This window comes from Rhodococcus sp. H29-C3 (genome assembly GCF_030063405.1).
Lineage (GTDB): Bacteria > Actinomycetota > Actinomycetes > Mycobacteriales > Mycobacteriaceae > Rhodococcoides.
The window spans coordinates 1-25,557 of record NZ_JASITC010000015.1; the positions used below are offsets into that span (position 1 = coordinate 1).

At 61.9% G+C, this 25,557-nt stretch carries 25 protein-coding genes, 1 tRNA gene and 1 riboswitch; of the genes, 15 read left to right on the plus strand and 11 right to left on the minus strand.

The annotated features are described in order from the left end of the window. Positions 1–41: 41 nt before the first annotated feature. Complete coding sequence (locus QMK32_RS21590) at positions 42–1,310, minus strand: ISL3 family transposase (RefSeq protein WP_283477391.1); 1,269 nt, start codon at positions 1,308–1,310, stop codon at positions 42–44. Positions 1,311–1,438: 128 nt separating this feature from the next. Here QMK32_RS21590 and QMK32_RS21595 point away from each other — a divergent pair, with 128 nt between their 5' ends. Further along, positions 1,439–2,269 (plus strand): DUF72 domain-containing protein, encoded by an 831-nt coding sequence (locus tag QMK32_RS21595; RefSeq protein WP_283477393.1) that lies wholly within the window; start codon positions 1,439–1,441, stop codon positions 2,267–2,269. 89 nt (positions 2,270–2,358) lie between these two features. Continuing rightward, on the plus strand, positions 2,359–3,234 hold the full coding sequence (locus tag QMK32_RS21600; RefSeq protein ID WP_283477395.1) for an aldo/keto reductase: 876 nt from the start codon (positions 2,359–2,361) through the stop codon (positions 3,232–3,234). On the opposite strand, the gene QMK32_RS21605 is transcribed toward QMK32_RS21600, so the two are convergent. Further along, the gene (locus tag QMK32_RS21605) at positions 3,231–4,004 is read right to left on the minus strand and encodes a GTP pyrophosphokinase (protein ID WP_502943729.1); all 774 of its coding nucleotides are present in this window, start codon (positions 4,002–4,004) and stop codon (positions 3,231–3,233) included. The genes QMK32_RS21600 and QMK32_RS21605 overlap by 4 nt on opposite strands. Positions 4,005–4,059: 55 nt before the next feature. Here QMK32_RS21605 and QMK32_RS21610 point away from each other — a divergent pair, with 55 nt between their 5' ends. Continuing rightward, positions 4,060–4,290 carry a hypothetical protein gene (locus QMK32_RS21610; RefSeq protein ID WP_283477397.1) on the plus strand — a complete coding sequence of 77 codons (231 nt, stop codon included), beginning with the start codon at positions 4,060–4,062 and terminating at the stop codon, positions 4,288–4,290. A gap of 139 nt (positions 4,291–4,429) precedes the next feature. After that, entirely contained in the window at positions 4,430–4,849 is a 420-nt protein-coding gene (locus QMK32_RS21615) for a DoxX family protein (RefSeq protein ID WP_283477398.1), read from the plus strand. An 18-nt stretch (positions 4,850–4,867) separates the two neighbouring features. Here QMK32_RS21615 and QMK32_RS21620 read toward each other — a convergent pair whose 3' ends face one another. Then, positions 4,868–6,865 carry a helicase-related protein gene (locus QMK32_RS21620; protein ID WP_283477399.1) on the minus strand — a complete coding sequence of 666 codons (1,998 nt, stop codon included), beginning with the start codon at positions 6,863–6,865 and terminating at the stop codon, positions 4,868–4,870. 212 nt (positions 6,866–7,077) lie between these two features. On the opposite strand from QMK32_RS21620, the gene QMK32_RS21625 reads away from it, so the two are divergent. The 5 genes from QMK32_RS21625 (at position 7,078) to QMK32_RS21645 (ending at position 13,323) form a co-directional block, all read left to right on the plus strand. Continuing rightward, complete coding sequence (locus QMK32_RS21625; RefSeq protein WP_283477401.1) at positions 7,078–8,238, plus strand: alpha-hydroxy-acid oxidizing protein; 1,161 nt, start codon at positions 7,078–7,080, stop codon at positions 8,236–8,238. Further along, positions 8,235–9,539, plus strand: coding sequence for an alpha-amylase family glycosyl hydrolase (locus QMK32_RS21630; protein ID WP_283477402.1), 1,305 nt, complete (start codon positions 8,235–8,237; stop codon positions 9,537–9,539). The genes QMK32_RS21625 and QMK32_RS21630 overlap by 4 nt, the downstream gene beginning before the upstream one ends. 111 nt (positions 9,540–9,650) lie before the next feature. Continuing rightward, positions 9,651–9,740, plus strand: a riboswitch (TPP riboswitch). A gap of 46 nt (positions 9,741–9,786) precedes the next feature. Continuing rightward, entirely contained in the window at positions 9,787–10,557 is a 771-nt protein-coding gene (locus QMK32_RS21635; RefSeq protein ID WP_283477404.1) for a 3-oxoacyl-ACP reductase, read from the plus strand. Between the two features lies 1 nt (position 10,558). Beyond that, entirely contained in the window at positions 10,559–11,830 is a 1,272-nt protein-coding gene (locus tag QMK32_RS21640) for an LLM class flavin-dependent oxidoreductase (protein ID WP_283477405.1), read from the plus strand. A 38-nt stretch (positions 11,831–11,868) separates the two neighbouring features. Continuing rightward, positions 11,869–13,323, plus strand: coding sequence for a glycoside hydrolase family 183 protein (locus QMK32_RS21645; protein ID WP_283477406.1), 1,455 nt, complete (start codon positions 11,869–11,871; stop codon positions 13,321–13,323). Here QMK32_RS21645 and QMK32_RS21650 read toward each other — a convergent pair. Continuing rightward, on the minus strand, positions 13,320–14,213 hold the full coding sequence (locus tag QMK32_RS21650) for an alpha/beta fold hydrolase (protein ID WP_283477408.1): 894 nt from the start codon (positions 14,211–14,213) through the stop codon (positions 13,320–13,322). The genes QMK32_RS21645 and QMK32_RS21650 overlap by 4 nt on opposite strands. Positions 14,214–14,356: 143 nt before the next feature. Here QMK32_RS21650 and QMK32_RS21655 point away from each other — a divergent pair, with 143 nt between their 5' ends. Continuing rightward, positions 14,357–14,857, plus strand: coding sequence for a hypothetical protein (locus QMK32_RS21655; protein ID WP_283477410.1), 501 nt, complete (start codon positions 14,357–14,359; stop codon positions 14,855–14,857). A gap of 54 nt (positions 14,858–14,911) precedes the next feature. Here the strand turns inward: QMK32_RS21655 and QMK32_RS21660 are convergent, their stop codons facing one another. Next, positions 14,912–15,415 (minus strand): alpha-isopropylmalate synthase regulatory domain-containing protein, encoded by a 504-nt coding sequence (locus tag QMK32_RS21660; protein ID WP_283477411.1) that lies wholly within the window; start codon positions 15,413–15,415, stop codon positions 14,912–14,914. A gap of 294 nt (positions 15,416–15,709) precedes the next feature. Here QMK32_RS21660 and QMK32_RS21665 point away from each other — a divergent pair, with 294 nt between their 5' ends. Then, positions 15,710–16,900 (plus strand): ATP-binding protein, encoded by a 1,191-nt coding sequence (locus tag QMK32_RS21665; protein WP_136170696.1) that lies wholly within the window; start codon positions 15,710–15,712, stop codon positions 16,898–16,900. A 4-nt stretch (positions 16,901–16,904) separates the two neighbouring features. On the opposite strand, the gene QMK32_RS21670 is transcribed toward QMK32_RS21665, so the two are convergent. Continuing rightward, positions 16,905–18,023, minus strand: a complete 1,119-nt coding sequence (locus QMK32_RS21670; RefSeq protein WP_283477413.1) for an alkane 1-monooxygenase — start codon at positions 18,021–18,023, stop codon at positions 16,905–16,907. A 209-nt stretch (positions 18,024–18,232) separates the two neighbouring features. Between QMK32_RS21670 and QMK32_RS21675 the strand changes: the two genes are divergently transcribed. Continuing rightward, entirely contained in the window at positions 18,233–19,072 is an 840-nt protein-coding gene (locus QMK32_RS21675; protein ID WP_269302102.1) for an alpha/beta hydrolase, read from the plus strand. A gap of 38 nt (positions 19,073–19,110) precedes the next feature. Here QMK32_RS21675 and QMK32_RS21680 read toward each other — a convergent pair whose 3' ends face one another. Then, positions 19,111–19,986: an amidohydrolase family protein gene (locus tag QMK32_RS21680; RefSeq protein ID WP_283477415.1), complete on the minus strand. Its 876-nt coding sequence runs from the start codon at positions 19,984–19,986 to the stop codon at positions 19,111–19,113. Next, positions 19,973–20,653, minus strand: coding sequence for a dienelactone hydrolase family protein (locus tag QMK32_RS21685; protein ID WP_283477416.1), 681 nt, complete (start codon positions 20,651–20,653; stop codon positions 19,973–19,975). The genes QMK32_RS21680 and QMK32_RS21685 overlap by 14 nt, the downstream gene beginning before the upstream one ends. Before the next feature lie 148 nt (positions 20,654–20,801). On the opposite strand from QMK32_RS21685, the gene QMK32_RS21690 reads away from it, so the two are divergent. Next, entirely contained in the window at positions 20,802–21,776 is a 975-nt protein-coding gene (locus QMK32_RS21690) for an NADPH:quinone oxidoreductase family protein (protein ID WP_283477417.1), read from the plus strand. On the opposite strand, the gene QMK32_RS21695 is transcribed toward QMK32_RS21690, so the two are convergent. Continuing rightward, on the minus strand, positions 21,773–23,110 hold the full coding sequence (locus QMK32_RS21695) for an ABC1 kinase family protein (protein ID WP_283477418.1): 1,338 nt from the start codon (positions 23,108–23,110) through the stop codon (positions 21,773–21,775). The two genes, QMK32_RS21690 and QMK32_RS21695, sit on opposite strands and share 4 nt — an antisense overlap. 230 nt (positions 23,111–23,340) lie before the next feature. Here QMK32_RS21695 and QMK32_RS21700 point away from each other — a divergent pair, with 230 nt between their 5' ends. Beyond that, the gene (locus tag QMK32_RS21700; RefSeq protein WP_283477419.1) at positions 23,341–23,877 is read left to right on the plus strand and encodes a DUF998 domain-containing protein; all 537 of its coding nucleotides are present in this window, start codon (positions 23,341–23,343) and stop codon (positions 23,875–23,877) included. A gap of 9 nt (positions 23,878–23,886) precedes the next feature. On the opposite strand, the gene QMK32_RS21705 is transcribed toward QMK32_RS21700, so the two are convergent. Continuing rightward, positions 23,887–24,645: a class I SAM-dependent methyltransferase gene (locus QMK32_RS21705; protein WP_283477420.1), complete on the minus strand. Its 759-nt coding sequence runs from the start codon at positions 24,643–24,645 to the stop codon at positions 23,887–23,889. A 138-nt stretch (positions 24,646–24,783) separates the two neighbouring features. On the opposite strand from QMK32_RS21705, the gene QMK32_RS21710 reads away from it, so the two are divergent. Further along, positions 24,784–24,860 (plus strand) — tRNA-Met (locus QMK32_RS21710). A 59-nt stretch (positions 24,861–24,919) separates the two neighbouring features. On the opposite strand, the gene QMK32_RS21715 is transcribed toward QMK32_RS21710, so the two are convergent. Next, on the minus strand, positions 24,920–25,555 hold the full coding sequence (locus QMK32_RS21715; protein WP_283477421.1) for an LON peptidase substrate-binding domain-containing protein: 636 nt from the start codon (positions 25,553–25,555) through the stop codon (positions 24,920–24,922). Positions 25,556–25,557 lie beyond the last annotated feature (2 nt).

The window sequence follows — 25,557 nt, forward strand, 5'->3', positions numbered from 1 at the left end:
CGCCCGCGTCGTCGCCAGCATCCAACGGCACCTCGACAACCTCAAACCCGACACACGGGTTGACCCAGGCCCGAGGGCCGGTTAAACGCGGATCGTTTGACCTGTTTGACCAGGCGGTTGTAGCCCTCCGTTCTCGCGTTCGTGATACCGGTGGTGATGAACGCGTTGATTTCCGGCCACCACGTGTCGACCATCTTCGCCAACGTGATCAACTCCGGGATCTGCGAATCGATGCACCATGCGAAGAATCGATGCAGCCGATGTGAGGTTCGAAGCCGATCTCCACCGTCGCGGACCGTCGACAACAGCGTTCGTAGTTCTTCTTTCGCGATGTAGGCCGACAAGATCTGCGCACTGGGGTCCTGCGCGTCGATTTCATTCCACATCCGAGTAAACCCGTTGTCGGACATACGTTCCCGCCCGCGCAGCAACCGCCGTCGGTTTGCCCATTCCGGATCGATCGCCCGTCCACGCCGGGACCGCTGATCCCACGTCACCCGTTGCCGGACCTTGGTGACCGCCTCGTTCGCTTTGGCGACGAGATGGAAATGATCGACCACCAGCACTGCGTTCGGCAACAGGTCCGGGGTGCGGACTGCGGAGGCATAGACGGCGGCGGGGTCGATTGCGACATACTCGATGCCGTCTCGAAACTGCGCACTGCGGGCACGGAGCCAGCCCACCACTGTCGCCGACGTGCGACCGCTCTGCTGCCCGAGCAAGCCCTGAGAGCCGCTGATGTCAACGAAGCCGGTGTCCCACGGATCGGTGCGCACCCAAGTGCCGGTCGTCGCGCAGCGGTCCCATCGAGGCCTGCCGCGGCGGGTCTCATCGATCCCCAACACCCGCACTGGGTCCGGTTCGGCCAACGTCAGCTCAGCCAGGGCGACGAATCGGCGGTGAGCGGTCGGCCACGACACGCCATGACTGGCGGCAACTTCGGAAACGGATCGGGCGGCGTCACCGATCGCCCAGCCCATCGCGCGACCGAGCCGGCCGGTCACCCTCGACCGCGGCGGAAGCTCGCCGATGCTCTCGGTGAACGATCCGCGTTGACAGTAGTCCTCCCTGCATCTCCATCGTGTTTTGTTCCACTGCAATGCAATTGGACTATCGCCGTATGGGATATCTTTCGGTCTGGTGACCGCATGCCCCTTCACCGATGTCGACACCACCCCGCAACCCGGGCATGCCGCTGCCCGCTCGTCGTCGGTGAAGAACTCCACCAGCCGCACTCCGACGTCGTCATTGGATACGCGGTCCACGCGTACTCCGGGCAACCCGAACAGCACTGTCGTACTCTGATCCACGCCCTTGGTTCCTTCTGCAGTCGGAATGTGTCGCAACATCCAGACTTCAGGGGCCAAGGGCTTTCAGCTGGTAGACGCGCCGAATGAGCTCAGGGCCAGGGTTGCCCGCTCAAGATCGAAGAGCCCCTATGCCACGGCGCACGCGAGAGCCAGAGGTTCGAATCGGAATCTCCGGCTGGACGTATGCGCCGTGGCGAGGCGACTTCTATCCAGCCGGCCTGCCGCACCGCGCTGAGCTCGGATACGCGTCGACGCACCTGTCCTCGATCGAGATCAACGGCACCTTCTATGCAATGCAGAAGCCGTCGAGTTTCGTGAAGTGGCGCGAGGAGACGCCGGAAGATTTCGTCTTCGCCATCAAGGGTGGCAGATACATCACCCACGTCAAGCGTCTCGTCGGTGCCGAAGTGGCGCTGGCGAATTTCTTCGCCACCGGGGTGTTGAGTCTGGGCGCCAAGCTCGGTCCCATTCTGTGGCAGCTTCCACCCAATTTTCAGTTCGATGCGGACAAGGTCGCTGCATTCTTCGATGTACTTCCTCGAACGACAACGGCAGCAATCGAACTCGCCGAGCAACGGGACGACAAGCTGTCCGAGGATCGAGTGAATCTCGACGTCGATGGAGACCGCCCGCTGCGACATGCACTCGAAGTTCGGCACCCGAGCTTTCAGGTGGAAGAAGCTGTCTCGCTGTCGAGGGAGAACGGTATTGCCTTCGTCGTTGCAGACAGTGCAGGTAAATATCCGTACGTCGAGACGCCGACTGCAGAATTGATGTACGTACGTCTGCATGGCGCCGACGAGCTCTACGCGAGCGGCTACACCGAAGAAGCGCTCGACGGTTGGGCAGCGAAGATAAAAAAGTGGACCGAGCAGGGCCTCGACGTCCACGTGTACTTCGACAACGATGCGAAGGGTTTCGCACCGTTCGATGCAATGAAGCTGATCGAGCGGTTGTAGCGCTTTCTACCCTCGTATTGGGTACTCGCTAGATATTCGTAGATCGGCCGAGACGGAATAGTCGGAGCCTGCGCAGCGTCAGAACCTGCATGACTACTTCGGACAATGCCACGCCCGCCGCCGCTTCCGGGACGTTCCGGCTCGGTGGCGACCTCGAGATCAACCGCCTCGGATACGGGACGATGCAGCTGCCGGGGGAAGGCGTCTGGGGAGAGCCGAAGGATCGAGCTGCCGCCATTCGCGTTCTCCAGCGGGCCGTCGAGCTGGGCGTGAACTTCTTCGACACCGCCGACAGCTATGGACCTGAGGTTGCCGAGGACCTACTGCGCGAGGCCCTCCATCCTTACCGTGACGACGTCGTCATCGCCACCAAGGCCGGACTGACCCGTCAGGGCCCCGGCATCTGGACGCCCGTCGGACGCCCCGCCTACCTGCGTCAGCAGGCAGAACTGAGTCTTCGACGTCTCGGGTTGGACCGAATCGACTTGTTCCAGCTCCACCGAATCGACCCCGAGGTAGCGCTGGAGGACCAGGTCGGTGAGTTGAAGAAGCTGCAGGACGAGGGAAAGATCCGTCACATCGGGTTGAGCCAGGTTTCGGTAGCCGAGGCGGAGGCCGCGCAGAAGATCGCGCCGATCGTGTCCGTTCAGAACCTATATAACCTCTCCGACCGATCTTCGGAGGAGCTGTTGGACTGGTCGACAGCCAACGGCGTCGGCTTCATCCCGTGGTTCCCCCTGGCAACGGGCAAGCTCAGCGGCGAGGGCAGTCCGTTGTCCACGCTCGCGAAGCAGCACAATGCCTCGCCGTCACAACTTGCACTGGCTTGGCTGTTGAAGCGTTCGCCGGTCGTGTTGCCGATCCCGGGAACCTCGAGCGTGGAGCACCTGGAAGACAACCTCGCGGGCGCGAGCGTAGAACTCACCGACGACGAGTTCGACGCGCTTTCTACCGCAGGAGCCTAGAGCCGTCCCATACTGCCGCGTTCGAGAAGTGACGCGAGCAGCTCCCGAGGCAACGACAGCGGCGGCATCGAGCTGAGCTGAATGCTGTCCGGCGCATCGAGATTGCTGTTCTTGATTTCACCGATCTCGTCGTGCAGATGTTCCATTTTCACGTCGAGTTTGTTCGCACTTTCGGCAGCATCGGTGAGCTCGTCGAGCAGCGAGACGGGGATAGCGCCTCGGTATTTGTAGAAGATCTTGTGTTCGAGGCTTGCCCAGAAGTCCATCGCGATGGTGCGGATCTGTAGCTCTACGAGAACGGGCTGGACTCGGTCCGTCATGAATACAGGTATCTCGACGATCACGTGAAGACTCTTGTAGCCGTTGGGTTTCGGATTGGCGATGTAGTCCTTGATCTCGATGACCTCGACGTCGCTCTGCCCGGTCAGCATGTCGGCGACGCGGTAGGTGTCGGAGATGAAGCTGCAGGTGATCCTGATGCCTGCAATGTCGAAGATGTTCTTGCGAATGTCTTCGAAGGTGAGCGGGCAATTTTTGCGCCGCGCCTTCTCGAGAAGGCTCTCCGGCGTCTTGAGTCGAGATGTCACATGTTCGATCGGCGAATACTGATGGATGTGCGTGAATTCCTCCTTGAGGATATTGATCTTGGTCATCAGTTCGTCGGTGCCGAACTTGTACCCCATCATGAACCGCGTGAAGTCGTTCCGCAGTTGAGCGACCTGCGCGGCGGTCGTATCCAGTGAATCTGCGGCCGAATCGCTGTTCTGCATAGCTCGATTGTCCATCAATGTCCGAATCTACGCGTCAAGCCCCTAGGCTGGGGTCTTGCCTGCCTGCCCGCGAATCGAAGCTCGCGTCGCCGCAGCGATCTCCGAGTGGCGGCGTGAAGGTGACATCGCCGCAGGTTCTACAGGCATGAGTGCGGTGATGGCCGCGGCCGCAGGAGCATGCCCTCGACCCGACCAGCACGGTTCGTGGGCCGAGGGCATGACCGCGAGCGCACCGCAATGGTGCATTCTCGGACCATCGATCGCCCGATCGATGGAGCGTTCCTGAAGTGTCGGGTCGATCTGATATCGCCATGAAGGCCCCGTTTTTGCCGAATGTTTTTGGACCGTCCGCGAGTGTTGACTTCCCGGACGGCTCGATGAGAATAGCACAACAATCGAACGTATGTTCGTAGCGGGCGTATGCAATGACCACAACCACAACCACAACCACCGCAACGCACACCAACTCACCCGTGGCTGCTCGTGTCGGCTGGGTGCTCACCGCGTTGATCGCGATCTTCCTGATTTTCGATGGAGTCACCAAGCTGATGAACGTGCAGGCGGTGAAGGACGCAACCGTGGATCTCGGCCTTCGGGAGGAGATGATGCCCGTCGTCGGCATCGTTCTACTCGTATCGCTGGCCCTGTACTTGTTGCCGCGCACAGCATTTCTCGGTGCCGTGCTGCTTACCGGTTACCTCGGTGGCGCGGTCCTCACCAACTGGCGCGTCGACAAGCCGCTGTTCAGTACCGTGCTGTTTGCGGTGTATGTCGGGATCGTGGTGTGGGGTGCACTGTATCTCCGGGATCCGAAAGTACGTCAGGTCATGCCTTTCGTGCGCTGACGCGGATGCCCTCCGGAATCAGAGGGCATCCCTGGCGACCTCGAACAGTGTTACGGACTGATCGGCGTCTGCTCGTGCCGCCAGGAACGCCTCGGGGTCGATCAGATCCGCTTGACCGACGATCGAACCCAGATCGGCTATGCGTTCGACGCCGGTCAGGACCATTTCCTCCTCGACCGTCCCCTCGGCATATCCGTAATAGCAAGTCGAAGTGGTGTGGATGTGGTCCTTGTCGATGCGATTCGCGCGACCCTCGATCTGACGGATCTCGATGGGTGTCCACCGAGGGTCGTGGATGAGAGTGACCCGAGGAGCGGCCGTCGACACCGCCTTCTCTGGCAGCAGCAACTCGTTGGAATGCAGGTTGATCGCACTTGTCGTCGTAGACACGATGACTCGTGCAGCGCCGGTTTGAAATCGGCGAATCTCGGTCTCCTGGGCCGCGCTGCTCATACTGCCGTCGACCACTGCGACATCGAGACCCTCGTCGCGGAGAGACTGCGACAACTCGGCGACTGATTCGCGATAGAACATCGACACGAACACCTGATTGCCGTCCCGCACCCATGAGCGGACCTGGTCAGCAGATGCGGGAATGCGTAAGTACGAGCACTTTTGGCGTAACCGCAGTGCGGCCGCTCGCGTACTCGGGTTCTTCTGGAGCACCCGTCGACCGCTCACGGTCTTCCAGTTCGGCAGTCCTACTTCCTTGCGATAATCCACCCATGCCGAGTGATAGAGCCGCTTCTGCACAGCCGTCAGTTCCTGGCCCAGAGGCTCGCGCGGCGTGGGCGGAGACGGCCGCGAAATCGACCATGGGACAGCGCCACCGGATAGCCAACGATGGATGGTGCCGATGTCGCGCTCGCGTCGTGCAGCATCCTCGGGCTCCCACCGCCACGTCTTCAGTCCGGTTGTCGCCTTGCCTTCCTTGAGCGCGAAGCCCGACTCCTCGAGGAACGTCGCCCATTGCGCGGTGATTGCGTGGCCGAGGCCTGCGTCGTCACCGATGATCGGCTCCTGCGCACGACTCTGCTCGATCGCCCGGGCCATGTACGCGAAATGCATCGGTTGATAACCGGGGGTGGCGGACATCCAGACGACGGCGCGTGCAGCCTCTTGGTAGCGCCAGAGGATCTGCGACTGCTGCGACTCGATATTCATCAACGCGTGCGACTCGTCGGCCACCACGATGTCGATGTCGAATCGAAGTTCGCCGAGCGTGATGGTCCTCTTGTTCTGTGTTCGCTTGCGTTTGCCCAGATCTACATCCTCGGGGACCGTCAGCAGCTTCTTCGTCGACTGATAAGTCACCAGTAGCCAGCGCTTACGCTCGGACGGATGAACATCGGCCTCGGTGTCGGCGATGGTGCGCCGCCAACCGGGAAGAGCACCTTTGGGTGCTACGACCAGCACTGTTCCGATGCTCGGATCCTCCATCTGGCGGACGGCCTCGCACACGGCAAGAGTCTTGCCCAGACCCGTCGAGTCCATCTGGGCGAAATACGGGAACCCGTTGTCCAATGCTTCGAGATGCCTCCGCACCGACTCGAGCTGCGTCTCGCGCGGCGTCATCGACCGCTCGTGCATCTCCTCGGGCCGCCACTCCTCGTTGGCGTCGTCCTCGATCCAGCGCTGCAGGCTGTACGGCATCGACTCGAACGACGCCAAACCGTCGGGCAGTTCGGTCCCGTAGAACGCGAACACCCGCGGACCCGGATGCCACCGAGCACCGGAGGCCGACGCGAGAGCGCGATCCTCGAACGGTACGTCGAGGACCCACACTCGCTCACCCGGGTCCGGCAACCGTAGGTCCGGCGCGACGGTCTTACGGGGTGCACGCTTGCGCGTCGTGGTCCGCTTGGCAGGTGTCCGCTTGGCAGCGGCCTTCTTCGCAGGGGCTTTCTTGGTCGTCGACTGTGCTGCCGTCGACTCCTTGAACTTGCGCGCAGCGGCGCTCTTGCCTGCGCCGATGGTTCTCGCGGTGGTTGTGGGCTTGCGTCTACGAGGTGGCATCGGATCCAGTCTGTCGTACGGTGTCCGAAATACCGTAGAGGACGGCACCGACATCCCCTGGCCGTGCGAAGCATGCACCATTTTTGCAAACCGGATGCCCTCGCTATGACGTGATCGAGGGAGCGAGGTTCCGAACAAGCGTGCTCGCTCTCCACCCCACATGCTCGGTGATGTCCTGCCATATCGTGTGCGGCGGCACTACGGTGGTGACCATGAACTTCAGTGACCATCAAATCGGTATATATGCCCAGGGCATGTTCACCGATCAGAGGCCGCAGATCACCACGAACCTGGCCAGGCTGGAGGAGCAGGCCGCTGCCACCCTCAGCCCGGAAGCTCTCGGGTACATCGTCGCCAGCGCAGGTAGCGGTTCTACGGCACGCGCGAACCGCGATGCATTCGACGAGTGGCGGATCGCCCCGCGCATGTTGCGGAGTTCAGCAGAGCGAGATCATGCGGTCACAGTGCTCGGCACTTCCATGCCCGCGCCGCTGATTATAGCGCCGGTGGGTGTTCAGACTCTCGCGCATCCGGACGGTGAGCTTGCGACAGTGCGGGCAGCCGCCGAGCTTTCGGTGCCCTACATTCACTCCACTCAAGCTTCCCATTCGTTCGAGCAGATCGCCGAGGCTGGTGGCGACGCCCCCAGGTGGTACCAGCTGTACTGGCCCACAGACGAATCCGTTCTGCTCAGCTTTCTCGATCGAGCCAAGGCATCGGGATTCACGACGCTTGTACTGACGCTCGACACGACGCTTCTCGGCTGGAGGCCGGCCGACCTCGACCGTGGATACCTGCCGTTCCTGGCGAACCTCGGGATCGAGAACTATCTGACCGACCCGGCATTTCTCGCGGGTCTGGATCAATCGGTCGAAGCGAATCCTGTTGCTGCAGCTATGCACTGGGCGCAGATATTCCCCAACCCTGGTTTGAACTGGTCCCAGTTGGCGTTCCTGCGTGAGCAGTGGGACGGACCGATCGTATTGAAGGGAATCTGCACGGTTGCCGACGGCCGAGCAGCCGTCGATCACGGGGTGGACGGGATCGTGGTGTCCAATCACGGTGGGCGCCAGATCGACGGCGCTCGTTCGTCGTTGAGCGCGTTGCCGGATATCGTGGACGCCGTCGGTGATCAGCTGACGGTCTTGTTCGATTCCGGTGTGCGCACCGGGTCCGACATGGCGAAGGCGCTAGCGTTGGGGGCCGACGCGGTGCTGCTGGGGCGGCCGTTTCTGTACGGTTTGGCGCTCGGCGGCCAGGACGGTGTGGCGCATGTATTGCGTTGTCTTCTCGCTGAATTCGATCTCGTCACCAGCTTGTCGGGTCATACCGGTGCCGCCGAGCTCGGTCGTGAGTCGGTGATCCGAGCATGAGCGGTCAACCTGCCTGGGTCGATCACGCTATCTGGTGGCACATCTATCCTCTGGGATTCGTCGGTGCCCCGATTCATGACTGGGACGGCGGTTCGCTCGAGGACGAGCATCGACTGCACCGCATCGTCGACTGGTTCGACTACGCCGTGGAACTAGGGGCGTCGGGAATTGCCCTCGGTCCGATCTTCGCCTCCGCAAGCCATGGATACGACACCATCGATCATTTTCGCATCGATTCGCGGCTCGGCACCGAAGCGGACTTCGACGACGTCATCGGCCAAGCTCGTTCGCGTGGACTGCGAGTCATGCTCGACGGCGTATTCAACCATGTGGCACAGGCATTTCCGCGATTCGTGCAGGCGCTCGAAGCGGGACCGGATTCACGGGAGTCCGAGTGGTTCCACCTCGACTGGTCCGGTGCAGGACCGACTCATCGTAATTTCGAGGGCCACGATGAACTGGTGACGCTCAACCATGACAGCGCCGCGGTCGAGCAGTATGTCGTCGATGTCATGTCGCATTGGCTCGAACGGGGTGCAGACGGATGGCGTCTCGACGCGGCATACGCTGTGCCGCCGCGGTTCTGGGCGGCGGTTATTTCGCAGGTTCGACAGAAGTTCCCCGACGCCTACTTCCTCGGTGAGGTCATCCACGGTGATTATGCAGCCATCGTGAAGGCGAGCTCACTGGATTCGGTGACTCAGTACGAGCTGTGGAAAGCGTCGTGGAGTGCAATCTCGGAAAGGAACTTCTTCGAGTTGTCGCACGCGCTCGGGCGTCACAACGAGTGGCTCGAGACGTTCGTTCCGGCTACGTTCGTCGGTAATCACGACGTGGCCCGCATCGCCAGCACCATCACCGACGAACGCCATCTCGAGCATGCGCTCGTGGTCCTGTTCACGGTCGGGGGCATGCCGATGATCTACTACGGCGACGAACAGGGCTTCCGCGGCGCGAAAGAGGAGCGTGTCGGTGGCGATGACGAGGTTCGGCCGGAATTTCCCAGCAGCAGAGAGGAACTCGCCCCGTACGGTTGGCCGACGTTCCATCTGCATCAGCAGCTGATCGGGCTTCGCCGCAGGCATCCCTGGCTCGTCGAGGCGCGCACCGAGACGGTGGAGCTGTCCAATACCGCGATGCTGTACCGCGTCCACTCGGGTGACGAGCAGTTGCACGTGGCGTTGAACCTCGGTGACGAGGAAGTGACGTACCGCGTGGACGGCGAGATATTTGCCGGCGAAGCACATGCGGGCGGCGGATCCACCAGGATTCCACCCCACGGCTGGGTGGTGCTGGGCTAGGTGCAGGCGTCATTCGGGGTCCGGACGTACCGAAAATCGACTTGTCCGGTATCTATACGTATTTCTACGATGGATGCTAGATAGACGGATATTCGGCAAGAGGTTACAGTCTTCCTCGACACGGGGTGCCTAACGGCTGAGAACACACCCGTCGAACCTGATCTGGTCAACACCAGCGTAGGGATGTCTGCACGTGGGATACGTGCATGCTCTGCGCGGTGTGGGCCGGAAGAGCGAAAGGCCTGACATGAACATCCAGTCGAAAAAGTTGGACGAGCAGACAGTAGTCGTCACCGGAGCGGGCAGAGGTCTGGGCACCGCGGTGGCCAGGGCATTCGCGCGAGAAGGCGCTCGCGTCGTGGTGAACTACCGCAACAGCCGAGTCTCGGCGGAGGCGCTGGCGTCAGAGATCGGCGGGATAGCGGTCCAAGCCGACATCACCGACGCCGAGCAGGTGGACGCGTTGTTCACCGAAGCCGAAGCGCACTTCGGTTCCTCCGTGACGACGGTGGTCAACAACGCGTTGGCCGACTTCTCGTTCAACGGGGACGCGCGCAGCAAGGCCGACTCGATCACATGGGACGAGTTCGACGCGCAGTTCCGTGGCACTGTGCGTGGTGCGCTGACGACTACGCAGCGAGCGCTGAAGGGGATGCGCGCAGCAGGATTCGGCCGAATCATCAACGTGGGCACCAATCTTTTCCAGAACCCAGTGGTGCCGTACCACGACTACACGGCATCGAAGGCTGCGCTGTTGTCTCTGACTCGAACTCTCGCAGCGGATCTCGGCGGCGACGGTATCACTGTGAACATGGTGTCGGGTGGCCTACTGCGGACCACCGACGCCAGTGCCGCTACACCAGAGGAAGTATTCGACCTCATCGCGGCGTCGACGCCGTTGCAGCGAGTGGTGACACCAGAGGAGTTCGCAGATGCCCTGTTGTTCTTCGCGTCTCCGTGGTCGAGGTCGGTGACCGGACAGAATTTGGTTGTGGACGGCGGCTTGGTCAAGGACTGACATGCTGCACCTCAACGCATTCCTCTACGGCTGTGGGCATCACAGTGCAGCGTGGCGTCACCCGAATTCGAGGGTCGAGGACCTCGGCGATATCAGCTACTACCAAGAACTCGCGCAGACCGCGGAGCGGGGCAAGTTCGACGCCGTGTTCTTCGCGGACGGACACTCCGTTCGTGATCCGGCCGGCGCGGGCACCTGGTTTCTCGAACCGATCACAGCCCTGACGGCGATGGCCGGAGCGACCACCCATATCGGCCTGGTCACCACCATATCCACGACGTTCTACACACCGTTTCACGCTGCGCGGTTGCTCGCCTCGCTCGATCACATCAGTGGTGGCCGCGCAGGATGGAACGTCGTGACCTCGATGTTCGACGCCGAGGCGCGCAATCATGGATTCGAGGACATTCCGGCACGGGTCGAAAGGTACGAACGCGCAGAGGAATTCGTCGAGGTTGCCCTCGCGCTATGGGACAGCTGGGAACGGGACGCGCTGGTACTGGATCGCGAGGGAATGTATGCGGATCCGGCGAAGGTGCATCCCATCGATCACGTCGGCAAGCACTTTCGGGTGGACGGCCCGTTGACGGTCCCCCGGTCTCCGCAGGGACGTCCGGTGCTGTTCCAGGCAGGCGCGTCGGGACCGGGGCGTGATCTTGCGGCTCGTTACGCGGAGGCGATCTACGCCGTTGCCTACGATTCCGAGGCCGGCGCCGCCTACTCTTCGGATGTCAAGCGCCGCATAGATGCTGCCGGACGAGACAGCTCGTCCGTCGGAATCATGCCGGGTTTGGTGACGTATGTCGGGTCGACGATGAGCGAGGCGAATGCGAAGAAGGCCGAGCTCGATGCACTGCTTCCCGTCGAGCAGTCGTTGCGCACACTGGGGATGTTCGTGGAGCAGGACTGCAGCGATTGGGAGCTCGACGGACCGGTTCCTGCTCTTCCGCCGATCGAGGAGTTCACCGGACCGCACGGTCGATACGAGACGATCCTGCGGACAATCGCCAAAGACGACCCGACTGTCCGCCAGCTTCTCGGGACACTCGCAGCAGGTGGAGGGCACGCCACGATGATCGGAACGCCGGAATCGATCGCCGACGAGATCTCCGAGTGGGCGCGCAGAGGAGCTGCCGACGGCTTCAATCTGATGCCACCGCTGTATCCGGACAGTCTCGACGACTTCGTCGATGAAGTGGTGCCAATTCTTCAGTCACGCGATCTCTTTCGTAAGGAGTATTCTTCGCGCTCACTGCGCGAGAATCTGGCATGATGCGCTGGCACGGGTGGTGCATCCGCAGAAGGGGGAGTATGTCGGAGCGAATGGCCGTCGTGACAGCTGTTGTCGTTCTCGGGTCCGTGGTGATCGTGTTCGGGGATGGCGTCCCGGCTACCGCCGAACCTCTCGTCCCTCCCGGCGCGTGCGCGGCCGACCTGACGAACGAGACCGGGTCGCTGGTCCCGGAGGATCTCTCGATTCCGATCCCATTTCCGCATCTCGCACCCGTGCCGTATCCAGCCCCGACGACGGCCCCGACACGTATCGACCCGGAACCGTTGCCGGCGGACCCTTGCTTGGATCCGTGTCCGGACCTGACCGATGAGACCCGCGATCCCACAACGCTTTCGAGTGAATTGGACATTCCCTGGATCGGATTCGAGTTCAAACCGTTCACCATTCCGATCCCGATCCCCGGTCCCGAATTGGAGCTTCCGCCTCCTCCCGATCCAGCGTCACCTCCCGTCGAACCGGCGGCCAGAACTTCTGCACCGCCGATGCCGCAGATCGGCAACGTCACCCGTGTTGCCAAACAGACAGGCGCGGGATCGATCAATCGCACCGACAAACGGTGGCAGGTCTACGGAACGGACCTGGGCATGATGTGGGAGAGCGCCCCCGGACAGATAGCGACGGTATTCGGCGATACCGTCGGCAAAGGCTTCCATCCACCTGGAGGGCAGGGGCCGGATTGGCGCAGCAATGTACTCGCGTTCAGTTCCGACACCGATCTGTCCGACGGGGTTACCTACGACAGCATGGTGCAGGACAGTCGTTGTCACGCAGCTGAACTCCTTAGCAGTCGCAAGCTCGACAACGTCGAGATCACCACGATTCCCACCTCTGGCTTTGCGATCGGCGATCGTCAATACATGAGCTACATGTCCATCAGGACGTGGAACAGTATCCCGGGAACCTGGTGGACCAACTACGGTGGGATCGCGTACTCGGACGACGGCGGCTCCACCTGGACGAAGGATCCGTACGCACAGTGGGACAACATCTTCGGCGTCAGTAAGTTTCAGGTGACGTCGATGGTCCCGCAGGGTGACTTCGTGTACATGTTCGGTACCCCGAACACCAGACTCGGCGACGTCGGCGTCGCACGCGTCCCGAAGGGGCAGGTGCTGAACAAGTCCGCGTATCAGTATTGGAGCGAGGGCAACTGGACACCGGTCGGAGGGTATGGCGCAGCGTCGACGATCGTGGCGGCCCCGGCAGCTGAACTTTCGGTGCGGTACGACGATTCACGACAGAGATGGCAGATGACCTACCTCGACACCGCGAAAACGGCTATCACGCTGCGGGAGTCCGACTCTCCGCAGGGAGCGTGGTCCGACGGAGCGCCGGTGGTCAGCGTCGCCGAATACCCCGAGTTGTACGGAGGGTTCATGCATCCCTGGTCCACCGGCACCGATCTGTACTTCAACATGTCGACGTGGTCTGACTACAACGTCTTTCAGATGCACGCGGAGCTGACGAACTAGATATTCAGCGAATCGATGTACTTCTCGGTGAGCTCGGCGATCTCGACAGCATGAGAGATCGGTGACCAATGACCGGCGTGAATATCGTTGCGAGTCAGATTCTTTACCCATTTTCCGGTGTCTTCGTAATGATCGGGCCGCACCGCGACATCCTCGGTGTTGACGATCAAGTGCACTGGGATGTCGATGAATCGTTCCCGCGGCTTCATCAAGCGCGGAAGAAGGTTTGCACGATACAGGTTCACCCCGTTGGTCGCGTCGGAGAACAGTGTGGGGTTCTCGGTGACCAGCGACGGGTCGACGTCGGAGAATTCTTGCAGAAACGCAGGCCAGCCCTTCGCGAACTGGCGTCGAATTCGTAAAGTCGAGAGACCGGGAATGTGGAAGGTGACGGTGTACCACGATGCGCGCGTCTGGGCGAGCACTTGCTTGACGTTGCTCCAGTTCGGCTTGGTCAACCGCGACCGCGACCATTTGCCGAGATGGTCCAGGTTCGGGCCCGAAATGGAAGTGTACGAACGGATTCGATCTACTGCATGAGGTTCGGCAGCTGCATCCCATACTGTGACGGCGCCCCAGTCGTGTGCGAGAACGTTGACCGGTGCGTTCGGGCTGACTGCGTCGACGACGGCATGGAAGTCCGAGGCCAGATTGGGGAGTCGGTAGGCGGAGCGTTCACGCGGAACGGTACTTTCGCCTGCGCCGCGTGCGTCGTAGCTGACGACGCGGAAGCGCTCGGTGAGTCGTGGAACGATGTGACTCCACATTTCGTGTGTGTCCGGCCAGCCGTGGACGAGGACGATGGTCTCGCCGTCCGGATTGCCGGTCTCGTAGACCGCCAGTGACATTCCCTCGTTGACCACGGTTGTGCGGGTGCTGGCTTCACGCATCGGGTGGTACGTCCTTTTCGGTCTCGGTCGGAGGCGTCACACTTTCTCGAAGGTTACTATAAGCCTCGGTTACATGTAAGTGGATTGTCGGTGCGGGGTGGGAGGATTGAACAACCTCTCCGCCGACAAAAGGAACCCTCGAGATGTGGCCCAATGACTGGCCTGCGACACCCCGAGCTATCGCGACCTCTACCGAGGAGGCGCTTGCTGCCGCTCGTGCACGCTCGGAGGATGCCTATCGCGACGCTGTGGCCGACGTGGAGTCCGAGGACGCGGCTCAAGTCGGTCTGGTGCATGCCGAAATCATCCGAGCGTTGCTCGAAGAGCTGCATCCCGACGGGCTGACCGGCGAAGATGTTCAGGAAGTGCTGGCGCGGACCGTGCGCTCGGCATCGGAATGGTTCGGCGAGCTCGATGTCGATGGGTTCGTAGAAGTGCTCACGGGTGCGCTCGGGGTCGCGGACACCGAGGCTGCACGTCGGCGACCCCGAGCTGGTCATGCGTTGTTGATCATTACCGCACTGTCCAGTGCCAGGCGGCGTACTGCCGACGGAAAAGATGGGCATGACTCGACGTCGAGCGAGGTGTATGTCCGGCAGGCGATCGAAGAGATAGCTCGTTCGCAGACCATCGAGATGCCCTAGTGCTTTCTACCGAGATCTAGCTTGTCGACGAGAGTGCGGTAGGAGGCCCGAGAGTCACCCGTACAGCATGTTGGCCGCACCGATCACGGCCCGGATCGACGAGCTGGTACCGTCCGCATCCATCGCCATGGACCACGCGCGGCGGCCGTCGAATTCGCAGAGGACGAAGGTGGCGATGGTGGCGGCCTCGATGCCGCTTCCGGAAGTGCCCCGCCGGCGGCTGGAAACGCTCTGCTGGTGGAAGTTCAAGATTTCGATATGGAAGCCTGCGTCGTACAACATCGAGGTCAGGGCGTCGATCGGGCCGTGTGACGTCGCCGTTGTCGTGTGGATCGTGTTCCCGACGCCGAAGGTCGCGTCGAATCTCGTCTGTCCACCGCGGCCGGGTCGGGCGGACCAACTGCCCAGTCTGATGGGCCCGGTACGTGCACCGAAGCGCTGCAAGAAAGCGGCCCAGCTCATGTTCGCGGCCTGGTCACGAAGGTCGCGCGGTAGTGGTGCGCCATAGCGGGCGGCGAAGCAGTCGTTGGGGAAGGTGGTGGAAGTAAGAGTGTTCATGTCGGTGGTTCTCCGAAAGTGAATGGAGGACCGAGATAGTACGACGACCCGCAGCGAGGGGTCGGTCCGAATTAGACCCCGCTACGGCGGCGTACTACGAGAAGGTGTTCCACAGAGTCCAATGTAGGCGCAGTTTCCGCTCTCGTGCAACCGTGTAGTCGAGTCTAACCAAATCTAGGACATCGCGAAGACCTGCCGATACAAGCCGAGAAGGTTGCTAGCCGTCCATACCGGCGTCTAGGACACGCGCTAGATGTGCCGATACTTTGCTATGGCGGTTGTTATCTTGGCCCCATGGACCCCGTGCGTAATCCCTACGCTCCGGGCGCAGGCCAGCGCCCACCCGAACTGGCAGGCCGCGAGAAGCAACTCGACGCGTTCGACGTCGTGCTCGAGCGGATCACTCGCGGTAAACCGGAGCGAAGTGTGGTCCTGACGGGGTTGCGCGGCGTGGGCAAGACCGTTCTGCTCAATCATCTTCGCTCGGCCGCGGTCGCACGTGGTTGGGGAACCGGCAAGATCGAGGCAAGGCCGGATCAAGAATTGCGTCGACCGCTGTCGTCTGCGCTGCACATGGCTGTTCGCGGTATTGCAGCCGCTCATCGCGATCCGGACAGAGTCGACGAATTCCTCGGTGTACTCAAAGCCTTCGCCTTGCGTGCCTCCGCGGACAAGGGGATGCGTGAACGTTGGCAGCCCGGTATCGATGTTCCCGCGCTGAGCGGCCGGGCGGATTCCGGGGATATCGAGATCGATTTGGTGGAACTGCTGCTCGACGCGTCGGTGCTGGCTGGTGACGTCGGCGTCGGTATCTCGATTTTCATCGACGAAATGCAGGATTTGGGGTCTGCCGACATCTCGGCACTGTGCGCGGCCTGCCATGAGCTCAGCCAAGATGCGGCGCCACTCATCATCGTCGGAGCAGGTCTTCCGCATCTCCCCGCGGTGTTGTCGGCGTCGAAGAGCTACTCCGAGAGGCTTTTCAGCTACCACCGGATCGGGCGGCTCGAGCGGAAGGCTGCCGATCTCGCATTGATCGCTCCGGCAGATCGCGAGGACGTGGAATTCACGACCGAGGCACTCGACGCGCTCTACGAGGCGGCGGATGGATATCCGTACTTCGTTCAGGCCTACGGCAAGGCGACGTGGGATCTGGCGCCCGCGAGTCCGATCACGGTCGAGGACGTGCGGGTTGCAGCCCCGACCGCCGAGGAGGAACTTGCCGTCGGATTCTTCGGGTCTCGCTATGAGCGCGCCACCCCTGCCGAGCGTGAGTACATGCGAGCGATGGCCGATCTGTCCAGCGACGACACCTCGGTACCGACGTCAGCGGTGGCGACGGAGTTGAAGCGCAAGCCTGCGTCGTTGTCGCCGGCTCGTGACGGATTGATCAAGAAGGGGCTGATCTACTCCGCCGAGCGCGGGACCATCGCGTTCACCGTTCCGCACTTCGGGCGGTATCTGCGGGCTCAGACCGACGAGTAACGGGTCAGCTGTTGATCCGGGTCATATCCCCGTCGTAGAAGTCGATCAATCGCTGGTCCATCACTTTTCGCCACAGTGGTGGGATCAATGCGCAGAAGATCATCACCGCGTACCCGGCTGGGAGCTGCGGTGATTCATCGACGGTCCGAAGGGCTTGGTAGCGGCGGGTCGGGTGAGCGTGGTGATCGCTGTGCCGCTGGAGGTGGTACAGAAAAAGATTGCTCCATAGGTGGTCGCTGTTCCAGCTGTGCCGGTGATCGGTTCGTTCGTACTTGCCGTTGCTCTTCTTCTGCCGCAGTAAGCCGTAGTGCTCGAGGTAGTTGGCGGCCTCGAACAGAATGATGGCGATGACGGCCTGTATCAGGAGGTACGGCGCAACCTGCCAGCCGAAAACCCCGATGAGAACCGTGAACAAAACGAGCGAGATAGCGGCGGCATTGAACAAGTCGTTGTGTGCGGACCATTTCGCGGAACCGACCCGATGTAGACGACGTTGCTCGAGAGCCCAGGCAGAGGTGAGGCCACCGATTATGCTGCGGGGCAAAAATTTCCAGAAATTCTCCCCGTAACGCGCCGAGGCAGGGTCTTCGGGGGTTGCGACGCGAACATGGTGACCATGGTTGTGCTCGACGTAGAAGTGTCCATAAAACGCTTGTGCGAGTGTGACCTTCGACAACCAGCGTTCGACGTTCTCGCGCTTGTGTCCTAGTTCGTGAGCGGCATTGATGCCCACGCCGCCGACGATTCCGATGGTGACGGCGAGCGCGAGTCGCTCGGGAACCCCGAGTGGTCCGTCGGCCCAGAGATAGCATGCTGCAACCAAACCCGCGTATTGAAGCGGTATCAGTAGGTACAGGCACCAGCGGTAGTACTTGTCGTCCTCGAGGGCCCGCGCTGCTTCGAGCGGTGGGTTATTTCGGTCGACCCCGGCGAAGACGTCGATCAGTGGGATGACAATTCCCATGATCAACAGGCCGAGGAGCCAGAATGCGCCTGGGCCCAGCACCGTGACCAGCCCCCAGGCCATGAACGGGCTCAGCGGAATGACCAGACCGAGCGGCCAGAGGTAGCGCTTGGGGTCTCGCCACCGCGCAGCGGGTATCGCCTCGGAGGGAGCATTCATAGGGGGTGGAGCACGCCCTCTCGATAGATCGACCGAACTTTCAAGCAATCTACGACAAAACGGTAACAGCTAATTATCGGCAAATGTCATGACGGATCTCATATAATTGGGCGCCATTTCGTGATCGGATGGGTACGCCGTCTTCCCAGAGCAGAAGACTGCCTTTCGAGATCGCTGAAGTTCAGCGTCGCAGCAGAGGAGATATACACGTGAAACGCACCGAGGCATCGTTCAGTGGAGTGCATGGAACCAAGATCGTGTACGACGTCTGGACGCCGGAAGTTCGCGAACCGTCGGCCATCCTGGTGCTCTCGCATGGACTAGGTGAACACGCGGGCCGCTACCACCATGTCATCGAACGTCTCGGGACGCTCGGTCTCGTCGTCTATGCGCCCGATCATCGTGGGCACGGAAGATCCGGTGGCAAGCGGCTCGAACTGAAGAAGTGGTCGGATTTCGTCGCGGACCTGCACGAGGTCTTTCGAATCGCCGATGCGGCTTACCCAGGTATGCGGAGTTTCCTGCTCGGCCACAGCATGGGTGGTGCGATCGCCCTGTCGTACGCGCTCGAGTACCAAAACGAGCTCGATGGGCTGATGCTGTCCGCCCCCGCGGTGGTCCTCGGTGACAGCACTCCGAAAATTCTGATTCCGATCGGCAAAATCCTGGGCAAGATCGCGCCGAGCTTGCCGGTTCAGGAACTCGACTCGGCCGCGGTGTCTCGGGATCCGGCCGTCGTGGCCGCGTACAACGCCGACCCGCTCGTCTACCACGGCAAGATTCCAGCCGGGCTGGCCAGCGGATTGGTCGGCGCCATGGAGAGTTACCCCGCGCGGCTGCATACGCTCACGCTCCCGGTTCTTCTGCAGCACGGCAGCGACGACAAGCTCGCCGACGTATCGGGCAGTCGCTCGATCGCCGAATCCGCCGGATCGACCGACCTGACCATCGAGGTGTACGACGGGCTGTACCACGAGATCTTCAACGAACCGGAGCAAGATCGAGTGCTCGACGACCTGATCGCCTGGCTGTCGCCGAGAGTCGCGTGAGCCGGTAGGTTCTACCCACGGCCGGGCGAGCCTTTTCGCTACAGGAACAGGCTCGCCCCGTTTCGGTAGCACACGTCCGATACCCACTCGTCTCCCAGATCGAGGCGAGCCACCGCGGTCAGTGCGTCCAGATACGGATACGGGATGTTGGGGAAGTCGCTCCCGAACAGTATGCGGCCCTGAAGATCTATCAGTTTCGATCGACCCGATTTCGGGAACGGCCAGGACGCTTCCGAGAAATCGGTGAACGCCATGGTCGTATCGAGTCGCACGTTCGGATACTGCAACGCCATCTGAAGGAACTGGAGATATTCGGGCATGCCCATGTGCGCGATGATCAGCGGAAGTCTCGGAAAGCGTTGCAGTAGCGTGGCAATCGATTCCGGTCCGGTGTGTGGTCCGGAAGCGGGCCCCGAACCGCAATGGATCACGACGGGGATCGCCGCGTCCTCGATGATCCCCCACACGCCGTCGAGCAGCGGATCGTTCGGCGGGTAATTCCCGACCTGTATGTGTGACTTGAAAATTTTTGCGCCGGATGCCACCGCCGATTCGACGTACTGCGTGGCACCTTCCTCGGGGTAGAACGTTGCGGTGTGCACGCAATCGGGCACCCGCTGCGCGAACTGCGTGCCCCACGAGTTCAGCCACTCCGCCATGCCCGGCTTGTGTGGGTAGATCATCGAGGTGAAGCCCCGTACGCCGAACTCGCGCATCATCTCGATACGCGTGTCCTCATCCTCCCGGTAGGTGATCGGCCAGGCCATTCCGGTGAGCGGGCCCGCAGAGTCGAAGTACGTCCAGACCTTGTCCATGACGTTCTTCGGCATGAAGTGGGTGTGTACATCGAAGAGTCCGGGCAATCCCAGGTCCGTCCAGAAAGACCGAATCTGCTCGGTTTCAGTGGGCGACATGGCCGTCGAACCATTCGAGCGTCTTGGTCCAGGCGTCGACTGCGGCCTCTGGATTGTAGACCGCGGGGCGATCGTTGCAGTTGAACCCGTGCTCTCCCTGGGCGTATCGGGTGATGTCGGTCGACACTTGTGATTTCGCCACCGCGGTGCGCAATTGTTCGACCTCGTCGATCGGAATTCCCTTGTCCAGGTCGCCGTAGAACCCGTGCCAGGGCGTCTGCAACGCATCGGCGACCGACAACATTGCTGGATATCCGAAGCGTCCCTTCGAAATTCCGCCGCCGTAGAACGTCGCTGCGGCACCGACAGCGCGTCGTGCAGCGGTCTGGAAGGTGACCGATCCGCCCATGCAGAATCCGACGATCACAGTCTGCCGTGGCTCGAATCCGAGTTCGGCCAAGGCCGAGAATCCGGCGTCGACATCGGAATCGACCTCGCTTGCTTTCAATGCGCCGATGGCTGCCATGGCCGGGTCCATGTCGTCGTACGCGATGATTTGGGTTGGTTGTCGATGGAACAGATGCGGCGCGGTGGCGACCCATCCGGCATCGGCGAATCGTTGGCAGATATCGACGATGTGGTCGGTGACGCCGAACGCTTCCTGAACTACGACGACACCGCCGCGCGGGGTTCCGGAAGGCTTGGCAGTGGTGAGGGGGGTGGACATACCTCGATTGGACCACCTCGGCCGATCCATCTCCGCTCCGGCCTCCCCCAGCCGGGTCGGCACTCCTCACGCCGGTTTTGTACCGTGGGTCACACGGCGCTTCGCGCCCTGACCGAAAAAGGGACTTTTCCCAACGAGAGGACAGTTCATGCGTGCGGTGCACATCACGAAGCTGGATGGGCCGGATTCGGTCGAGATCGTCGAGGTCGATGAACCGGCCGACGACGGGAAGTCCGTGCTGATCGACGTACACGCCGCCGGGGTCGCCTTCCCGGACGCTCTGCTGACTCGCGGGCTCTACCAGTACAAGCCCGCGTTGCCGATCGTGCCCGGCAGTGAGATAGCGGGGATCGTTCGGTCGGCTCCCGAGGGATCCGGGTTCACCGCAGGTGATCGCGTCGCCGCCCTGACCGGACTGTCCGACGGTATGGCCTCGGTTGCCGCCGTGTCCCCGGAGACCGTCTTCGCGCTCCCGGACACCGTCTCGTTGACGGCAGGCGCCGGACTGCTGTTCAACGATCTGACGGTGCATTTCGCGCTGCGTGAGCGCGGACGTCTCGCCGAGGGCGAGACGGTTCTCGTGCACGGCGCCGCGGGAGGCATCGGTACCTCGGTGCTGCGGATGGCTCCGGTTCTGGGCGCTGCGCGGGTCATTGCCGTCGTCAGTTCGGATGCGAAGGCCGAGACCGCGCGGGCCGCGGGCGCCACCGACGTCGTGCTCGTGGACGGATGGAAGGACGCGGTGAAGGAACTCACCGGAGGCAAAGGCGTCGACATCGTCGTCGATCCCGTCGGCGGTGACCGATTCACCGACAGCATTCGCAGTCTTGCGCCGTCGGGTCGGATCCTGGTGATCGGGTTCACCGGCGGTGAGATCCCGACGGTCAAGGTCAACCGACTTCTGTTGAACAACGTCGACGTCGTGGGTGTGGGCTGGGGCGCATGGTGGATGAGCAGACCGGGTTACCTGAAGCAGCAGTGGGCCGAGGTCGAACCATTGCTGGCCTCGGGCAAGCTGACTGCGCCCGAGCCGTCGGTGTCCCCGCTCGAGAAGGCGGGCGAGGCAATTGCCTCCCTCGAAAATCGAACCGCCGCAGGCAAAGTGGTTCTGACGCTCGGCTAGTCAGGAAGATCGACCTCGCGGGCGTGCGCCAACGCGGCCACTTCCGCGGGGAAGACGTTCTTGAAGACGAACGGATCGGTTCCGAGCGCCCAGTTCGGGGCCAGTTCGATCGCGTAGCGCTCGAAGTATCCGAGTTGCTTGCCCACCAGGATCAACTCCTCCGGGCTCGAGGTTCGGTAATGCTGCCCCATGCCCACGAGCGCCTTGATGAAATCGGTCAAGCTGAAGTGCGCCAACGTATCCGAGAGCATCGGTGCGAACACGGACTGCAGAATCGAGCCGACCTCGGCGTCCGTGCCGACATCCTCGGAGATGATGCCGAGCCGTTTGACACTGCCGGCAAGCCGAGTGAAGTCTCCGTCGATCACGGTGGCGTGAAAGAGATCCTGCAGCAGCGAGCGCCACTGCTCGTCGAGTTCGCCCATGACGCCGAAATCGAGAAACGAGACCCGCCCGTCGTCGAGCACCCAGACGTTTCCTGCATGGACGTCACCATGGAAAAGCCCATGCAGGACAAGGGCTTCCATCCATACCTTGGCGGCCCTGCGGACGATCAACTCGGATTGCTCGCTGGGGGTGCACTGATCCAGCGGGTATCCGCGCATACGTTCCATGCAGATGACCCGGCCGCCGCAGTACTCCGCAATCACCTCGGGCGCCGTCACGAAGGTGTTGTCGCCGAAAGCGGAGATCGCGGCCCGAAACGACGCCTGTCGCCGTGCTTCGACGACGCTGTCCAACTCTGCGAACGTCGCGGCGTGTAGATCGACGATGATGGCGGAGGCGTTGGCAGTCTCGAAGAAGGCGATGTACTTCTCCAATGCCCGAGCGAAGACGTAGGCGATGCGGAGATCGATCTTCATGCGGTGGTAGATGCCCCGGCGCTGAACCTTCATGACAGCTTCGCGGCCATCGTTCAGCACGCAGAGATGCACCTGGGCGACAGAAGCAGACGACAGCGGCACGTCGTCGAACCGGGCGAACAGGTCCTCGACGCTACGCCCGAGGTCTGCTTCGATGATCGCTCTCGCCTGCGCCCCCGGGAACGGAGGTACCTCGTCGAGGCAGCGCAAACAGGTATTGGCCAGTACCTTCGGGAAGAGTCCAGGTGAGGACCCCATCAGCTGACCGACCTTGACGAACGTCGGTCCGAGTACGAAGAACGCGTCGACAACCCCGTCGGAGGCATGCGCTGCCCAGCCGCGGCGGGGCCGAAAGGTCCACTTGCCCAGCGCCAGAATCTGATAGGAGAGCAGAACAGCAGCGATCACGACGAGACGCAGAAGTTCACGAATCCCGATCTGGCGCAGCGGCGGAGCGAGACTCTTGCTCATCGAACCACTCGACAGACTGCTCGGGAGGGCCGGACGTGACGCACCACCTCGCGGCGGTCTGCAGGTACTCGTGCCACAGTTGCTCCTCGAAGGCGTGTTCCGCATGCAAGCCGCGTGTCGAACGGGTCCGACTGTACCCACCTGTACGACGACCGTTTCCCAGCCCTGAGGAGTACGACATTCCACGTAGGAACGCACGCGCTGCAGGACTGCTCTTCGCCTTCGCCTCGATGCAATATCTGCTGCTCGAGGCGTTGACAGCCTCAAAATCCGAGGGCTACCGGTACGCCTATGACACCGTCAGCGATCTCGGGGTGCCGACGACATCGGACACCTCGTGGCTGATGAACGTCGCATTCTGCGTGTCCGCGATCTCCGTGCTGGCTGCGGGCATCTGTTCGGCATCGCTGCTCGGACGTCGGCGATGGGCGTATCTCGGTGCCATATCCGCATACGCCCTCGGCAGCGTGCTCGTCGCACTCGTACATGCCGGTGACGGAAAAGCACACATCATCGGTGCTGTACTGGCGATCGGCGCCGGAAACATTATTGCCCTGCTTGTCGGCACGGGCGTTCCAACCTGCCCGCGTTGGTACTCGAAGGGCAGCATCGGATTGGGCGTGCTCGGGTTCGTCGCATCCGGTCTACTGATCGCCGGTGTCGGCCCCGTGGGTGTGATGGAGCGCGCGTCGATCTACACGTTCACCGGTTGGGAGCTGCTCACCGCAGCAGCGGTCGGGATGGTCGTTGCGCGCACGAAGCGATAGCGGTTCGCTTTACACCGTTCCCCGAGCGAACCATGCGCGCGCTTCCACCGTGAAGGGCTGCTCTGGGCGATCGAAGGTATTCAGGCAGGCCAGTCGAAGGGCTGCGCGACCGCTGACGTCGAGCGTCTCGAGGTAGGCACCATGAGGGCCGATACCGAGGGTGAACGGCTCCCACCAGTCGTCGAAGTTCGCGTACGAGGCACTGGCCGTGAGCGCGCCGTCCTCGACATCGCTGAGGCCGGCCTCGCGAAACACCGCAGCAATCTCGCCCGCGGTGTCGCCGGTCAGCTTCATTCTCTCGCTGACAGTGGGGTCTGCGGCGACCATGAATTGGCCGAGGATCCGCATGGCCGGCATTCCCCTGCGGTCCCATTGACACGCTGCCACCGTCCCCCCAGGCCTGCTCACGCGGGACATTTCGCGCACACCGGCAACCGGGTCGCTCATGAAACCGATGACGAGACTTGCCAGCGCAGCATCGAACGAGTCCGTGTCGAAGGGCAGGCTCTCAGCGAAGCCCTCGCGGACATCGACTCCTGGATTGTCGGCCCGACAAGCCTTGACGAAAGGAACAGACGGATCGATTGCCGAGACACCTGACGCACCGACTCGCGACACCAGCTCACGCGTCAAACCTCCAGGACCGCAGCCGATGTCGACGACGCGCATGCCCGCCTCGACGGGGACTGCATCGGCGAATGCCGGTGCCAATGTCGGCAGATAGCGCCCGATCAGCCGGTCGTAGCCCGCCGCCGGAGCTGCGAACATCCGAGAAGTCTCCTCGCGCATAGCTCTCATCATCCGCCCGGACGTGGCATAAGAGCAATCACCTCGGCCGCTGAGTCGGTGGTTGACCTGGCGATTGGGAGATCCGCCCCGATGCATGTAATGTTTGTTTCACAACGACGCGGGGTGGAGCAGCTCGGTAGCTCGCTGGGCTCATAACCCAGAGGTCGCAGGTTCAAATCCTGTCCCCGCTACCAATGTTAAAAAAGAACCAGCACCTTCGGGTGCTGGTTCTTTTTGTTTGCATCTCTGCCGGTCAGGTCAACCTGAACTTGACGATGTCGGTGACGTTGTCGACAGCATCGACGAGTACCCGTAGTCGCTCGGACGGGCCCGGTGCCTCCAGCACGTCCTGACGGTCGGACTGCCCCATCGGAACCTGCGCGGCAAGGGTGAACAAGCGTTCGCCGGCCTCGGCGGGAAGAGTCGAGAACGTCGGATCAGGCGGTGGTGCAGCGCCTTCGACCCGTGCCAGGTTGCCGATCAACGCGTACAACTGAGAAATCTTGTTCTGCAGTGACTCGAAGTCGGATTCGGGTAGCGGTGTGGCGGCGTTCTCGTCGGCCCATACGCGAAGATCAGCGCGCGGGTACGGGTCGTCCTCCAGCCATGCGTCGACCCGAAGTCTTTCGCTGCCTACACATTCCACGTAATGCCTGCCGTCGCCGACCTCTTCGTGGGCGACAATATGAGCAGCCGTTGCAATATGGTGGCGGACATCTCCGCCTCCGGATTCTTTCCCACGCGCAATCAGCACGACCCCGAAACTGGGGTCCTCCATAGCGAGACAAGCGGCCAGGAGTTCGTGGTAACGCGGCTCGAAGATGTGCAGAGGAAGGCGCTCTCCAGGCAACAGCACGCTGCCGAGTGGAAACATCGGCCACAGCGACATCG